Source organism: Acinetobacter terrae (genome assembly GCF_002135195.1).
Classification (GTDB): domain Bacteria; phylum Pseudomonadota; class Gammaproteobacteria; order Pseudomonadales; family Moraxellaceae; genus Acinetobacter; species Acinetobacter terrae.
The window spans coordinates 16,256-31,145 of record NZ_NEGF01000003.1 but is presented as its reverse complement, the minus strand read 5'-3'; the positions used below and the strand labels follow the sequence as shown (position 1 = coordinate 31,145).

The following is a 14,890-nucleotide window of genomic DNA, read 5'->3' as shown; positions in this document are numbered from 1 at the left end:
ACTTAAGCTCGTGCGGAAATAACATATTGTTGTGTTGTCGGTTTTAATAAAGCATCAAAAATAACCGGTTCAAATAGAGGATGAATGTTTAAATAGGCTTGAATGCTTAAACCTAAGGCTCCCATATTATGACCATCGAGTAACATCTCGACTTTAACTTGTCGTAATCTAGGTTCGTGTGCAGCTATTGATTGTTCAATGGATTGACAAATTTTGTCCCGATCAGTTGGATTAGCGGTAGATAAACCAACAAAATCGATAATCCCAAATTGCAAAATAGATTGTTTCGCTAAAGGAAAATCATCAATTAAATCATCCAATTTAGCCATGCGGCTATTTAGCAAATCCTCTAAATCCGAAGCAACAGATTCCCGTAGTTGTTGAAGCGATATTCCCTGATAATTTTGCTCGGTTTCAGGCAATAAACGGTCAAATAAAGTGGTTCTAAAACCATATGGATAGAGTTGATCTAAATTCATATTTTTCTTATTTATTCATGTAATTGATGAAGAAATAGAGGCCAACATAGGTTAGCCACTATTTTTATCACCAAATTATGCAGCGTAAGATGCTGTATTATTTGAAAGTGACCATTTCTTAGTTACAGCACCTTTTTGTGTGCCGTTAATATCTTGTTGATTATAGGTCCACTCTACCGCTGCATATTTCAAACCGAATGATTCAGTAGGTACACCTTCTTCATTTACGTGTGGCGTTACGCTTGATACAAGAACATGTTTTAGTTTTATTTGAAGATATTTAATACGTTTATCACCATTTGCGCGATAAAAATCGATTTGAACTTCATCAAAGGTATAACCGGCTGAACAAGCTTCCCAAAGTTTTGGACTGGTTGCATCAAGATCTTTAACAAACAGCATATCTGAATGTTCAACACGTTCAGCAGTATGACCACCAACACTTGAAGATGTTGCAGATTTTGGTTGGCGGATATTGTGCGCCCAAGAGTTCACTTCCAGCCAATCTTTGTGCTCTGAGTCACGAGATTCGCCGTCAACTTTATATTTCCCTCGAAATTGTACGTATATATCTTTCATTTTTATAGATTTTCCTATTTTAATTTTAAATTATTATAAATTGCACTCTAATTAATGAGAGGACTGAGGTAACTCAGTAACAAGTCGTAAAGAAACTGACAACTCATCCAATTGAAAATGCGGTCTTAAGAAGACCACAGATTTGTAGTGTCCAGGTTGAGCTGGATTTTCTACAACTTTTACTGAAGCTTCACGAAGCGGATATTGTGCTTTCGCTTCTTGTGAGGCTCCATCGTCTAACAAAACGTATTGCGATAACCATTCATTTAAAAATGCTTCAACATTTCCAGCAGAGGCAAAACTACCCACTTTGTCACGCATCATGGCTTTTAAATAATGGGCAATACGAGAAACCGCCATAATGTATTGAATCTGACTCGATAAAGCAGAATTGGCATTTGCTGTATCACTATCATATTTCTTCGGTTTTTGAGTCGATTGCGCACCAAAGAAAGCGGCATAATCTGTATTTTTACAATGCACCAGCGGAATAAAGCCTAAATCACTGAGTTCTTTTTCACGACGGTCGGTAATGGCAGTTTCAGTTGGACACTTAAATACGACTTCACCATCATGGGTTTTAAAAGTATGCACCGGTAAACCTTCAACCAGGCCCCCACCTTCAACACCACGAATGGCTGCACACCAACCATGCATATCAAAAGCATTGGTTAAACGTGTCGCAAATGCATAAGCCGCATTCATCCATAAATATTCATTATGGTTTTGACCGGAAACTTCTTCTATGAAGTTAAATCCTTCAGTTGCAGTACCCTCTTTAGGATGATATGGCAGACGACCTAATACACGTGGCATGGTTAATGCGACATAGCGTGCATCATCACTTTCACGAAATGAACGCCATTGCACATATTCAGCCGTTTCAAAAATCTTAGAAACATCACGTGGCCGATCAATGTCAGTAAATGATTCAAGTCCAAGCATGTTGGGACTTGCTGCTGAAATAAATGGTGCATGTGCCGCAGCTGCCACATGAGAAATTTGCTCCAACAAATACATATCTGATGGCGTGCGATCAAATTCAAAATCACCAATTAAAGTTGCATATGGTGCACCACCAAATGAACCATATTCTTCTTCATAGATTTTTTTAAACAATGTGCTTTGGTCAAAATCTGTCGCACCCTGAAAATCTTTCGTCAGTTCTTTTTTAGTCGTATTGAGCATACGAATTTTGATTAGAGAATGTGAGGGTGTTTCCTGGCAGAAATAATATAAACCACGCCATGTTGATTCAATTTTTTGAAATTGTTCATGATGAATAATTTTACTTAACTGGTTTGAAATCAAGGCATCAATTTCTGCAATTCGTTTATCAAGCGACAAAGTCATATTTTCAGAAACTATAATAGTTCCCGCCATAACTTCTTTTGCTAATTCGCCAATTAAGCTTTTTGCACGGTCATGTTCTTCATCATTACGGGCAATACGGCTTTGCTCCACAATAGAGTCCAGCAAAGTGAATTCTTCAACATCGGTATTGGTCGCATGAGCAGTTTGTAAATTATTCATGTTCTGCCTCCGCGCTTAATCTACGAACTTGATCAGTATTCTGTAAAACTTCATCAAGTAAGTCTTCAAGACGTTCATTATTCGAAATTTTGTTGCGTAAATCCGTTAAACGTTCACGTGCTTCTACCAATTTACGTAAAGGATCAACCTGCTGTACTACATTTTCCGGACGAAAATCTTGCATCGAGTTAAAAGTTAAGTCGACTGACATACGTCCGCCTTCTTCAGTTAAAGTGTTTTCGACCTGAAAAGTTGCACGTGGCGCAAGTGATTGCATAACCTCATCAATGTTATCCAAATCAACATTAATAAATTTTTTATCTTTTAACTTTGTTTTTTCTAATTCTGAAGCCGCTGAAAAGTCACCTAACACCCCAATTACAAAGGGTAACTCTTTAATTTCTTTACCATCTCCAACTTCTACATCGTAGGTCAGTTGTACACGGGGTGGACGAATTCGTTGTAATTTTTTTTGCACACTTTCACGTTTAGCCATGAATGTTCTCCTATTTTAGTTTTTATTGAATGAAGCAAATGGGCTTGAACCAGAAGTTATCGTATTGCGGTTTTGTGGTTTGGTCGCTGCTATCGTGTTTCGTGCAGGTGCTTTAACTATTTTGAGTTGTACATTGATATTTTTTGGGTGATTCAACTGAGTGGCTTTATAAGCCGAACGGTTCAAGGACGCATTTTTATTGAAAGTGGTTTTTGAGAATTTTTTTTGTTTAATTGACGCATCCGTGATGGCCTGCGCATCAGATGTATCAGGTTCAGGTAATGAGATCTGAATATGATCCGACAATTTTTTAGCTGCTGGATAAGTCGTTTGCGCACTTAAATAACGTACTTCATTGGAACGCATATGCTGCAAAGAACTCTCGGCAATACCCACCCCTGCAAGAAAGGCAATATCCGTAAGTGTAGTACGTTGAATATTTTGTTGACCTAAACTTTCCACCAACTGTAATGCTTTCAGATTCTTCCCAAGTTGTTGATATTTTTGTGCAGCTTGAATCAATAATTCATTTTGCAAGGCAATATTTTTCTTATTCTTTTTATCGCATATCTGGCTATAAATATTGAGTAAGTCTTGGTCAGTTTCGCCAGTAACTAAAGGATAATCTTTCATACACCCTTTTTTTAGTTCGATTGGGTTTTGATTAGCAAAAGTAAATTGACTCACCGAGATCATTACAATCAAGGGGATAAAAAATATATTTTTATTCAAAAGATGCCTCTAATTATTCTAATTTTAAATTTTATTGTTTATCTGAGTTAAATCATATTCCACGATTTTCTCAATTTAGTTTAATTTTTATGACTTTAAATCAACGTTGCGAATTTAACAAAAAATAACCACCTTAAGTCAACAGAAAATTAACAGTAACCGGCACTATTTGTCATGATTTATTGTTTATTTATGTAAAAGCACCTAATTTTGATCAAATATTTTTTAATATTTCGAAAGAAATGTGTAGAATATGCCAGATGCTTTAACATATAAAAACATAAGGCATTGTTTTTAATAAAAATTTAAAAAATATAAGATCCGATCAATTCATGATTGAAATAAAAATAAAAACTGATTGTTGTTTTAGAATGTTGAGTAACATATGAATAATTTAAAAATTTTGATCACAAAATTATCTTCTTGTGCCCGCCTGGCACTGGAAAAATCTGCCAATACGTGTATTTTTCAACAAAATTATGAAATAGAAATTGAACATTTCTTTTTAGAACTTCTACAGAATGCTGCAAAAAATGATTTACAGTTGTTATTAGAAAAATACAAAATTTCTACTGATGGTTTAATTGATGATTTAAAACAAAGTATTTCACAATTACCTAAAGGCAATGCCCGAACCCCTATTTTTGCAAAATCAATCGTACGTCTATTAGAGCAAGCCTGGTTGTTAGCTTCGGCAGAACAAAAACCGTTAATTCGAAGTGGGCATCTACTGGTTGCATTATTAACGGCTTCTGATCTTTATCAAATTGCAGCCCGTGCTTCGAGTTTATTTGAATTGTTCCCGATTGATACTATGAAGCATAAGTTCTTGGATGTATGTTCACACAGTATTGAGCAAGAATCTGAACAAGATGAACATCATCGAGATGCAACAATACACCAAGAGCAATTAGTACAAACATCGAAAAAAACACCTGCTCTGGATCAATACACTATCAACTTAACTGAAAAAGCAAAAAATGGTGCGATTGACCCAGTGATTGGCCGTGAATTTGAAATTCGCTTGATGCTTGATATTTTAATGCGCCGTCGTCAGAACAATCCGATTTTAACAGGCGAGCCTGGGGTTGGAAAAACCGCAGTTGTTGAAGGTTTAGCCCTAAAAATTGCCAACAATCAAGTTCCTGATGCCCTAAAAAATGTGCATTTGCATGTTCTGGATATGGGCCTATTACAAGCAGGTGCCAGTGTTAAAGGTGAATTTGAAAACCGTTTAAAACAAGTGATTCAGGAAGTTCAAAGCTCAAGTCACCCCATTATCCTATTTATTGATGAAGCTCATACCTTGATTGGTGCGGGTGGTCAGGCAGGTCAGAATGATGCGGCCAATTTACTCAAACCCGCTTTAGCTCGTGGTGAATTACGAACTATCGCTGCAACCACTTGGGCTGAATATAAGCAATATTTCGAGAAAGATGCCGCATTAAGCCGTCGTTTTCAAATGGTTAAAATTGAAGAACCAAATGAAGCAGTTGCTATTGATATGCTACGCGCAATGATTCCTGTGATGGCAAAGCATTTTAATTTGCAGATTGATGATGAAGCGATTGTGACAGCAGTACATTCTTCGCATCGTTATATTAGTGGACGTCAACTTCCGGATAAAGCGATTAGCGTACTCGATACAGCAGCCGCGCGTGTTGCACTCACGCAAAATGCCCAACCGGTAAAGTTGGATCAACTTCAAGCACAACTGCATAATTTAACCCTTGAACGCAATATTTTAGAAAACGAGCATAATCACCTACCTATTCATCATGAACGTTTAGAAGCGTTAGATCAGAAAATTGAATTACTTGAATCTGAAATTATAGCTACGGAACAACAATGGCAATCTGAACTTAAACTTGTTCAACAGATTCAATTTCTAGAACAACAAGATCAGTCAGCTGAACACTCAGATCAAGATAAACACACGATTTCCGCCCTTCGTCAACAATTAGCTGCTACACAAGGTTCGACACCTTTAGTGTTTGAACGCGTAAATGCACAAATGATTAATGAAATTATTTCAGACTGGACCGGTATTCCTGTAAGGAAAATGGTCAGTGATGAAATTAAACAGATTTTAACTTTAGAAGACAAACTTGCTGAACGTGTAATGGGACAAGATTATGCATTGCAGCAACTGGTTCAGGGTATCAAAACTTCGAAAGTAAAACTAGAAGATCCAAATAAACCACAAGGTGTATTTTTATTGGTGGGTCCAAGTGGTGTAGGTAAAACTGAAACAGCTTTAGCCCTTGCGCATGAATTATATGGGGGTGAATCTCACTTGATTACTATCAATATGTCTGAATATCAAGAAGCACATACGGTTTCATCGCTTAAAGGTGCTCCTCCAGGCTATGTTGGATATGGTCAAGGGGGTGTTTTAACTGAAGCGGTACGACGTAATCCCTATAGTGTTGTCTTGCTTGATGAAATTGAAAAAGCACATCGTGATGTTCAGGAATTATTTTATCAGGTTTTTGATAAAGGCATGCTTGAAGATGGTGAAGGTCGTTTAATTGACTTTAAAAATACTACGATCCTGTTGACGTCTAATACAGGTTCAAGTGCCATTATGCAAGCCTGCTTGAACTTAGCTGTTGAGGAATGGCCAACGGCAGAAGAATTAATCGATCAATTAAAGCCAAGTTTATATCAACAGTTTAAGCCGGCATTTTTAGGCCGTATGCGTGTTGTTCCTTACTTCCCTTTACATGATGAATTACTGCTACGTATCATTAAGCAAAAATTGGGAAAAATTACTGCACGTTTAGAACAACAATATTTAAGCAAAGTTACCTATAGTGAAGACTTGATTGAATTACTACTCAGCCGTTGCACCGAAGTGGATAGTGGCGCACGCAATGTTGATAATATCCTGAATGTATCGGTATTGCCTGCTTTAGCCACACACATTTTAGTTTGCTTAGCAGAACAGAAGCTACCTAAACAAATATTTATTGATGTTCAGGATGATGAAATTGTTTATCAACTTGACCCATTAGCTAAAACAACAAAAAAACGTACGAAAAAAACCAACGTTTTAGAAGCATAATTTTAAAAAACTTTAAAAAAAACATGAGAAAGGCACAACATGAGTTTAGAACTCGAAGCATTACTAAAAGAAATTTCAGATGAAGCTCCGTGCGGGATTGATTGTTCATTTTCAAATGAGTTTCATGCCATTAAGAAAGCAAAAACTCAGGATGACCCGCTGTTAGATCAAGGTGACTGGATTGCTGAGCCTAAACAGGCAGATTGGAACTTTGTAAATACAAAAGCCACTAAATTGTTGACTGAAAAAACCAAAGATATTCGGTTATATAGCTGGTTAATTGAATCATGGTCAAACCTGTATGGTTTTGACGGTGTAGCCAAAGGTTTGGAATTAACCCAACGTAGCTTAAGTAACTTCTGGATATTGTTGCATCCCGAAATTGAAGAGGATGATTTGGATCAACGTCTGGGTCTGCTACAAGGACTGATTAATCAACTACCAGTATTAATTAAAAATATCCCTGTGGTGAATACGTCACCTTTTTATTCTTTAATTGATTATGAGGCTTTATTGCATCAACAAAATTTACGCCGTAAACATACTGAAGAGAATGAAGATGTTCAGGTGAACGCATCACTTGAGCAACTTGAACAAGCACTGTTTAATACCTCTAAATCTTTTCAATATCAAAATTATCAAACCTATTTAGAAATTTTGAAACAGTGGAATATTTTAAAAGATATACTGAATGGCTTAATGGGCCTAGATGCTCCAAGTTTTGCCGCAATAGATTCACAATTGGAATCTATTCATAGCAATCTGAAAAAAATATATAAAACCAATGTCTTCAGTTCGCAAGCAGAAGTTACACATCGAATAAGCCCTGAATCTGAAACAAAAAATTCGCCTGAAGCTATTCCTTCATCCATTGAAATCACATCCACAATAACCTCAAGGCATCCACAAAAATTTCAACCGCAAGTGCAAAAACATGTGGCAAATCGTGAACAGGCCATGCAAGTTCTACAAGACATTGCCGATTATTTTCAGGCCAATGAGCCACATAGTCCAGTCAGCTATATGCTGCAAAAAACCATTAAATGGAGCCAGATGCCATTACATGAATGGCTCAGCCAAGTCATAAAAAATGAAAAACCATTAGAAACTGTATATGAGCTTTTAGGTGTACAAAAAAATAATCATGACACAAATAACGATTGGTAAATTAAATGTTTAAAGCAGACAAAATTCTTTGGGGCGAAGGCTTATTTTTACGCCCACAACATTTTCAATTACAGGATGCCTATCATGAACAGCGCTTGAATCATACGATTCGTTCAACTATTCCTTTTGCTTATGGTATGCAATCGATTCAGTTTGATGAAGTGCAATTAAGCACTCATGTCCTAGCTTTGGAAAAAGTAACCATGATTTGGCAAGATGGCGATATTTATCAGGCACCTACACTTGACTTATTACCCCAACCGATTCAGCTGGATGAGTTAAGTTTACGTGGTGAAATGACGGTCTATTTGGCCTTACCGATGATTCAGCCGAATAAACGTAATGTCGCTTTTGAAGGAAGTACCCAGCCTAGCCGTTATCATTCACATCTTACTGAAACCCATGATTTGTTTACCGATGCCACTGCAGCGGATATCACTTTATTACGACGCCGTGCGGAATTTAAATTATTTGAATCGAGTAATGAACCAAATCATGAGCTGGATGGCTTCTTGTATTTACCGGTGGCAAAAGTCAAACGTCAAAGTTCTGGAAACTTTGAATTTGACCGTAAGTTTATTCCACCGATCTTGCATATTGAAGCCTGTGAAACGCTGATTTCTGGTTTAAAACGTACTTTGAATGTGATTAAAGCCAAAATTAAAACCATTCAAAGCAACAATCGTGAAAATGAGCAAAAACTGATTGAATTCCGTTCAGGCGATATTGTTTCTTTTTGGTTGGTCAATGCATTGAATACTGCTCATGCCACGTTGAATCATCTGTTGCAGTATCCACATATTCATCCGGAACGATTGTTCTTTGAATTATTGCGCTTAACCGGATCATTACTGACTTTCTCTACAGCCTACGAAGTTGATCAATTGCCGCAGTATAAACATCATCATTTGCAAGAGAGCTTTTCCCAGTTAGATGTCATTTTACGTGATTTACTCGATACGATTATTTCCAATCGCTATATCAGCATTGCTTTAAAAGAAGTCCGTCCATCCTATTGGCTTGGAAGTCTGGAGTCCGATAAAATCACCCGTGATACGCGACTTTATATCGCAGTTTCTAGTGGCATGATGCAAACCCATGAACTGGTTCAGTTGGTACCGCTCCGTTTTAAAGTAGGTAATTCTGTCGATGTTGAACAACGTGTTATTGCTGCCCTTCCAGTCATTCCTTTACATCACTTAATGCAGGTACCAACTGCAATTACAGTGCGTTCCGGTGTCAGTTATTTTGAGATAGAACCGAATAATGAATTGTATCAACGGATGCTAGAAGCAGAATCGATTTGCATTTATATCCCTGCGGGTTTCCAGGATATTTCGATTGAACTGATTGCGGTGATGCAATAGTTAAGGATCATTACAATGACTATAAATAATCATGCCCCTTCACTATTTGAGGACGGTCAAATTGGGAGGGGTTTGACCCCAACTGCAACTCAATCTAAAATCACCAGTGCAATGAATCTTGTCGATTTATTACATGACGGTTTCTATATTGTATTTCTATTGAAGAACCAATATGTCCCAGCCAATGCAGATGAATTCCGTGACAAGATCTTGAATCTGTTAAACCGCTTTGAAAATCAAGCGCGAAAGTTACAATTTTCAGCGGATGATATTCATGATGCCAAATATGCCTATTGTGCATTACTGGATGAAACCATTGTCACACAACAAGATGTACAGTTTTTTGAGTTGCAGAATCACTGGATGATTAGCCCATTACAATTAAGCTTGTTTGGTTCACAACTTGCTGGCTATCGTTTTTTTGAAATCCTAGAATCACTTCGTAGTCACGGTAAAGAGCGACTGGCAGCACTAGAAGTCTTTCATTACTGCATGCTTCTGGGTTTTCATGGAAAATTCAGAATTGAGTCTATACAAAATTTAAGCCATCTGGTGGCACGTGTTGGCGATGAAATTGACTTTTTAAAAGGCAAAAAGACCTCCTTTTCTCCATTTGCAGCCTTGCCCGATCAGATTAAGCACATTATTCACCGCGAATTACCCTTTTTCTGGATTTTAATCTTTCTGGCGATTTTTACATTACTGTCATTTATTGGCTTAAATTTTATGCTTACGAATCAAAATAATAAATCATTAGCAGGTTATCAAAACATTATTAGCCCACCTGCCGAACAAGCATATATCACCATTCATTTACCATAAAAGAAAATAAAAAAATGGCAAAAGAAAAACAGACTTCTTTAAGAATATTACGGCCCGCAAAAAAGATATCTCATCCACCCGCATTGTATGGGATTTTAGGATTTTGCATAGGGGTTATTTTTAGCGCTATTGTGGGTTTTGTTTATTTGCATCATTTCATTGAGAATAAAATTGAAAGTAGCTTACTATCCACCAATACAGACCACTTCGAACAAGATAACTTAGAAAATAAACCGCTTGCTACAGAGTTAGACTCTCATGTCATTGAACCGGATATTCAAATACATCAGCCAGTGCAAGATACGGAACATTCTGTTGAATTTCCTCAACCTCAAGAGAATGAATTAAGTAAAGCATTTATACATCAAGGTCAATCTACGCCTGTGGCAAAAAGCCAAAACAAAATACCAGTAGTCCCTAAAGAAACCGCCGTGGCTCCATGATTCTTGTCATTTTTATTTGTTTTATATGGGTGGCTTGCAGTCTGGCTTTGTTATTTTCTTATGAATTACGCGCTAAAGTACAGCAGTATTTTTTGGTGCTTATTCCTCAAAGTAAGAAGAAATTAAACTCTGTCAGGCAATTTGCTCAACAGTTAAATAATGCTGCAGCTCCTGAACAGATCCAATCACATTGGCATTTACAACAATGGTGGATTCTGGTTGCCGGCTTTTTTCTATTTGCCAGTATCTTGATTTTTGCATTTACGCGACCGATTAATCCAACCAAAATTGAAGCAGATTATTTAAGAGAAGTAGATCCTCAAATTTATACCTTGCTTGAGGGACAAATGCTTTCACCACCGCCAGAAGTGGAAGAATCACTAATTGAAGAAGCCATTATTGCTGCAACGAATACTGAGTCTGCTCAGCCCAATGTTCAGGCAAAGGTATTTAACCCAAGCATATGCAGCATTCACATGCTGATCTTGCATCAGCTGATCGTAAGTGGCACAAAATAAATCCGCGTTATAAACAGCGTTTACTAATGGTCTTTAAAATCATGCAGCAACGTCATGGTTATGAGATGGTGTTATTGGAAGGTTATCGCAGTCCCGAGCGTCAAAATTCCTTGGCGGGTAATAGTAATATTACTCGTGCCAGAGGTTTTCAAAGTTATCATCCATTTGGTTTAGCCGCCGATGTTGCCTTTAAGCGCAATGGCAAAGTGGTTATTTCTGAACGTGACTCATGGGCAATGCAAGGATACCAATTATATGGGGAAGTTGCAGAATCGGTAGGTTTGACTTGGGGTGGCCGCTGGAAATCCATTCAGGATTATGGTCATACAGAATATCGCATGCCAGGACTCAGAAAAACTGCTGAAATGGCTGAACAACTCACCTCTGAAGGTCAACTGCTGGCAAATAACATAAATTAATAAAGTAGCAGCTAAATTTAATTCAGCTGCTACTTTCGAGATTTGAAACTAGTTTAAGTATTTATTCATTTCATCAAGAACTTGTTGAGTTTTCTCTGCATGCAACCAATGCCCAGCATCTTCTAGCACTGCAATTTTGGCATGGGGAAATTGCTGCTGGATTGCAGCAAAATGTTCATCTTTACTTATATATGCAGATTTACCACCACGAATAAACAATGCTTCTTTTTGCCAAGGCTGAATCACATCCCAATTGATAATATCTGGGTAATGGTTAAATAAAGCTTTAACATTAAATAGCCATTGTCCCTTGCTAAAGGATTTCATTAAAAATTGAATCACCATTTCTTCATGCAAATATTCACGCATGATCTGCATCGCTTGTTGTCGGCTTTCAATCTGCGCATTTTGTACTGCAAATAAAGCTTTAAAAATTTGATCGTGATGACTTTCTTTATATGCAAATGGTGTCATATCCAGAACGACCAATTGTTCCAAATGCTCCCTTGCGCTATTCGCCAATTGCATGGCAATTTTCCCACCCATCGAATGACCAATCACAGAGAATTTTTGAATATTCAAAGCATCCAGTGTCTCCAGAATATCTTGGGCCATCACGGCATAATTCATTTCGGGTGAATGCGCTGAATGTCCATGATTACGGACATCAATTTGAATCACTGAATGTGACTCATAATATGCGCGTGCCAGCATGCCCAAATTACTTAAACTGCCAAAAAGACCATGAATAAATACCAGAGGTGTTTTTTCTGTAGCGCTTTCATTGAGAAAAATTTGATGATTGAGAATCATGGATTTCTTTCATTACTTTTTAGATGAAGATATGGTTATTGATAATCGGGATTTAATCAATTGCTATTTTTAAAAAATGTACTTTTGCTTAGGCTATTTTAAGGTTATAAAAAATGGATATTAAAAAGACTCCTCCTTGCCAATATCATTCACCTTGGATAATTTTTAAGATCAGGAAATACACGAGCCTAAATTTAGAACAATTTATTTAAAAACATATACTTATATTCAAAATCCAACAGGATTGATCCTTAGCTATATTTAGACCTTTCCTGTTGTCTTACTATTATAAAGTTGGCTATTTGAAATAGTTCAAGGGCAATTTTAAATAGCGAATGCCATTTGCTTCAGCTTCTGGAAATTGCCCGCCTCTCATATTGATCTGGATTGCAGGTAAAATCAGTTTAGGCATAGACAATATGGTATCACGGCGGTTTCGCATCTCAACGAATTCGCTTTTTGTGGTACTGGTATTCAGGTGAATGTTGGTATTTTTCTGCTCGGCAATATTGCTTTCACAGCAATATTCCTGCCGCTCTTTGGGTAAATAATCATGACAGAGGAAAACACGGATATTTTCATCTAATTGATAGAGCTTTTTGACTGAATCAAATAAATCAGCAGCACTGCCCTTCGGAAAATCACAGCGAGCTGTGCCATAGTCCGGCATAAACAAGGTGTCCCCGACAAATACCGCATCACCAATCACATAGCTTAGGCAGGCTGGCGTATGTCCTGGCGTTGGAATGTTATAGGCAGTCAATTCGCCAATGTTAAACTGTTCGCCATCTTCAAATAAATGATCAAATAATTGATGTGCATTTAAGTATTTGATGTCTATATTATAAATTGCACTAAATGTTTCCTGCACAATGGCAATTTTTTTGCTCATTGCGATTTTGCCACCTAATTTTTCTTTTAAATACTGTGATGCTGTGAGATGGTCTGCATGGACATGGGTTTCCAAAATCCATTCTACGCTTAGGCTATTTTGATGTATATAGTCAATGATTTGATCTGCATGCGTGGTCTTGGTTGTCGCTGACGGCGCATCATAATCCAAAACACTATCAATAATTGCACAGCGCTGACTTATAGGATCTGTCACGACATAGCTAAAAGTATTGGTCTGCTCATCAAAAAAATGCTGCACTTGTGGATGTTGCATCATGAATTTCTTCCCATCAACTTGCGATGAATTAACATGCCAATCATCATTGCGGCTATAAAATAAAGGGCTTGATAATATCCCAGACCAATCAGAGTCAGACTGGGTGCAGGACAAATCCCTGCAATCCCCCAACCGATCCCAAATATCAAACTTCCCGTTACAAGCTTAGAATCTATCTTATTATTTTTAGGTAAATCAATGGCATCTCCATGCACTGCTTTTTGAAATGGAATAAATGTCACGGCGATCGCCCCGAGCATCACAAATGCAAGACTTGGATCCCATTGTCCAAATAGATCTAAAAAATCCAATATCTTTTTCGGATTAGACATACCTGACAGCACGAGTCCGACTGAAAATAATCCACCAAAGATAAAAGCCCAAAGATTTTTCATATCAGAATGCTCCGGCAATATGGCGAATGATATAAATTGTCACAAACCCTGCGAACATAAACGTCAATGTTGCAACGATTGAACGTTTAGACAACCGGCTTATTCCACAAATCCCGTGCCCACTGGTACAACCACACCCCATTTGGGTACCAAAGCCCACTAATAATCCTGCAACGATCATCATCAACGGGCTGGCAGAGATATGAATATTGGGCGTTTGCACCATGCCATAGAAAAATGGCACCACAAATAGCCCCAATACAAACCATAATGCTGGGGTCTTAAATATCGTTTGAGGATTTAATACTTGGGCAATGAGGCCACTGACCCCAGCAATACGACCATTGACATACAAATATCCCACTACAGACAAACCTATAAGTGTTCCACCTAGAAACGCGATCAGGAAATCGTGCATGTGAGAATGCTCCAAAACAATATACTTTTGCATATTATATATTAAAATATATTTTATGAATTAAACATTAAACGATGAAAAATTAAGCAACACCTATCCTATAAATCACTATACGTCTTACACGGCGTAAGTAATATAAAGTATGGTTAAATCTTGTTTAATTTATCGCAGACATTTTATAAATCCAGACTGATCCCACTCGCCAAGTCACCTAATACATCAATTAAATCACTGCCGACTTCTGCTGCCAAATCAAATATATCTAATCCTGAAGTCACATCTGTATTGTTATTTTTGTCTTGTTGCTCTTGCTCAATCTCTGGTACAGCAAGATCTGCAGCAATGGTTTCTATCTTTTCAGAAGGTTGATTATTTTCCATTTTTATCTAAGCCTTTGTTATTGACATCTAAATTATTATTCAATTTTCTGAACCAGATTTTATAATATACACAATGTTATTTTTTAGAGAT

General features: G+C 37.3%; 15 protein-coding genes and 1 pseudogene. 6 read left to right on the top strand and 10 right to left on the bottom strand.

Annotated elements, in window-relative coordinates; translation table 11 throughout:
- Window positions 1-2: 2 nt before the first annotated feature.
- The 5 genes from tssE to B9T23_RS04375 form a co-directional block, all read right to left on the bottom strand.
- On the bottom strand, window positions 3-479 hold the full coding sequence (gene tssE / locus B9T23_RS04395) for a type VI secretion system baseplate subunit TssE (RefSeq protein WP_086193153.1): 477 nt from the start codon (window positions 477-479) through the stop codon (window positions 3-5).
- Between the two features lie 75 nt (window positions 480-554).
- Complete coding sequence (locus B9T23_RS04390; protein WP_086193152.1) at window positions 555-1,058, bottom strand: Hcp family type VI secretion system effector; 504 nt, start codon at window positions 1,056-1,058, stop codon at window positions 555-557.
- 51 nt (window positions 1,059-1,109) lie between these two features.
- Complete coding sequence (gene tssC / locus B9T23_RS04385) at window positions 1,110-2,591, bottom strand: type VI secretion system contractile sheath large subunit (RefSeq protein WP_086193151.1); 1,482 nt, start codon at window positions 2,589-2,591, stop codon at window positions 1,110-1,112.
- On the bottom strand, window positions 2,584-3,087 hold the full coding sequence (gene tssB / locus B9T23_RS04380; RefSeq protein WP_086193150.1) for a type VI secretion system contractile sheath small subunit: 504 nt from the start codon (window positions 3,085-3,087) through the stop codon (window positions 2,584-2,586). The genes tssC and tssB overlap by 8 nt, the downstream gene beginning before the upstream one ends.
- Before the next feature lie 15 nt (window positions 3,088-3,102).
- Window positions 3,103-3,720 carry a hypothetical protein gene (locus tag B9T23_RS04375; RefSeq protein ID WP_143222500.1) on the bottom strand — a complete coding sequence of 206 codons (618 nt, stop codon included), beginning with the start codon at window positions 3,718-3,720 and terminating at the stop codon, window positions 3,103-3,105.
- Between the two features lie 484 nt (window positions 3,721-4,204).
- Here B9T23_RS04375 and tssH point away from each other — a divergent pair, with 484 nt between their 5' ends.
- The 6 genes and pseudogenes from tssH to B9T23_RS04345 all read left to right on the top strand — a co-directional run bounded on the left by tssH (window position 4,205) and on the right by B9T23_RS04345 (window position 11,622).
- Window positions 4,205-6,886: a type VI secretion system ATPase TssH gene (gene tssH / locus B9T23_RS04370; RefSeq protein ID WP_086193148.1), complete on the top strand. Its 2,682-nt coding sequence runs from the start codon at window positions 4,205-4,207 to the stop codon at window positions 6,884-6,886.
- 39 nt (window positions 6,887-6,925) lie between these two features.
- Window positions 6,926-8,053 carry a type VI secretion system protein TssA gene (gene tssA, locus B9T23_RS04365; RefSeq protein WP_086193147.1) on the top strand — a complete coding sequence of 376 codons (1,128 nt, stop codon included), beginning with the start codon at window positions 6,926-6,928 and terminating at the stop codon, window positions 8,051-8,053.
- Between the two features lie 5 nt (window positions 8,054-8,058).
- A complete protein-coding gene (gene tssK, locus B9T23_RS04360; RefSeq protein ID WP_086193146.1) occupies window positions 8,059-9,420 on the top strand; it encodes a type VI secretion system baseplate subunit TssK in 1,362 nt (453 codons plus the stop codon).
- Window positions 9,421-9,435: 15 nt separating this feature from the next.
- Window positions 9,436-10,242, top strand: a complete 807-nt coding sequence (gene icmH / locus B9T23_RS04355; protein ID WP_086193145.1) for a type IVB secretion system protein IcmH/DotU — start codon at window positions 9,436-9,438, stop codon at window positions 10,240-10,242.
- 14 nt (window positions 10,243-10,256) lie between these two features.
- Window positions 10,257-10,685, top strand: coding sequence for a hypothetical protein (locus tag B9T23_RS04350; protein ID WP_086193144.1), 429 nt, complete (start codon window positions 10,257-10,259; stop codon window positions 10,683-10,685).
- Window positions 10,682-11,622, top strand: a pseudogene (locus B9T23_RS04345) (M15 family metallopeptidase). Before B9T23_RS04350 ends, B9T23_RS04345 begins: the two are co-directional and overlap by 4 nt.
- Window positions 11,623-11,670: 48 nt before the next feature.
- Here the strand turns inward: B9T23_RS04345 and B9T23_RS04340 are convergent.
- From B9T23_RS04340 to B9T23_RS04320, 5 genes are all read right to left on the bottom strand, one after another.
- Window positions 11,671-12,435 carry an alpha/beta fold hydrolase gene (locus B9T23_RS04340; RefSeq protein WP_086193143.1) on the bottom strand — a complete coding sequence of 255 codons (765 nt, stop codon included), beginning with the start codon at window positions 12,433-12,435 and terminating at the stop codon, window positions 11,671-11,673.
- A 298-nt stretch (window positions 12,436-12,733) separates the two neighbouring features.
- Window positions 12,734-13,603 (bottom strand): MBL fold metallo-hydrolase, encoded by an 870-nt coding sequence (locus tag B9T23_RS04335; protein ID WP_086193358.1) that lies wholly within the window; start codon window positions 13,601-13,603, stop codon window positions 12,734-12,736.
- Window positions 13,603-14,001: a DUF6691 family protein gene (locus tag B9T23_RS04330; protein WP_086193142.1), complete on the bottom strand. Its 399-nt coding sequence runs from the start codon at window positions 13,999-14,001 to the stop codon at window positions 13,603-13,605. Before B9T23_RS04330 ends, B9T23_RS04335 begins: the two co-directional genes overlap by 1 nt.
- 1 nt (window position 14,002) lies before the next feature.
- Entirely contained in the window at window positions 14,003-14,419 is a 417-nt protein-coding gene (locus B9T23_RS04325; protein ID WP_086193141.1) for a YeeE/YedE family protein, read from the bottom strand.
- A gap of 176 nt (window positions 14,420-14,595) precedes the next feature.
- Window positions 14,596-14,799 (bottom strand): hypothetical protein, encoded by a 204-nt coding sequence (locus tag B9T23_RS04320; protein ID WP_086193140.1) that lies wholly within the window; start codon window positions 14,797-14,799, stop codon window positions 14,596-14,598.
- Between the last annotated feature and the right edge of the window lie 91 nt (window positions 14,800-14,890).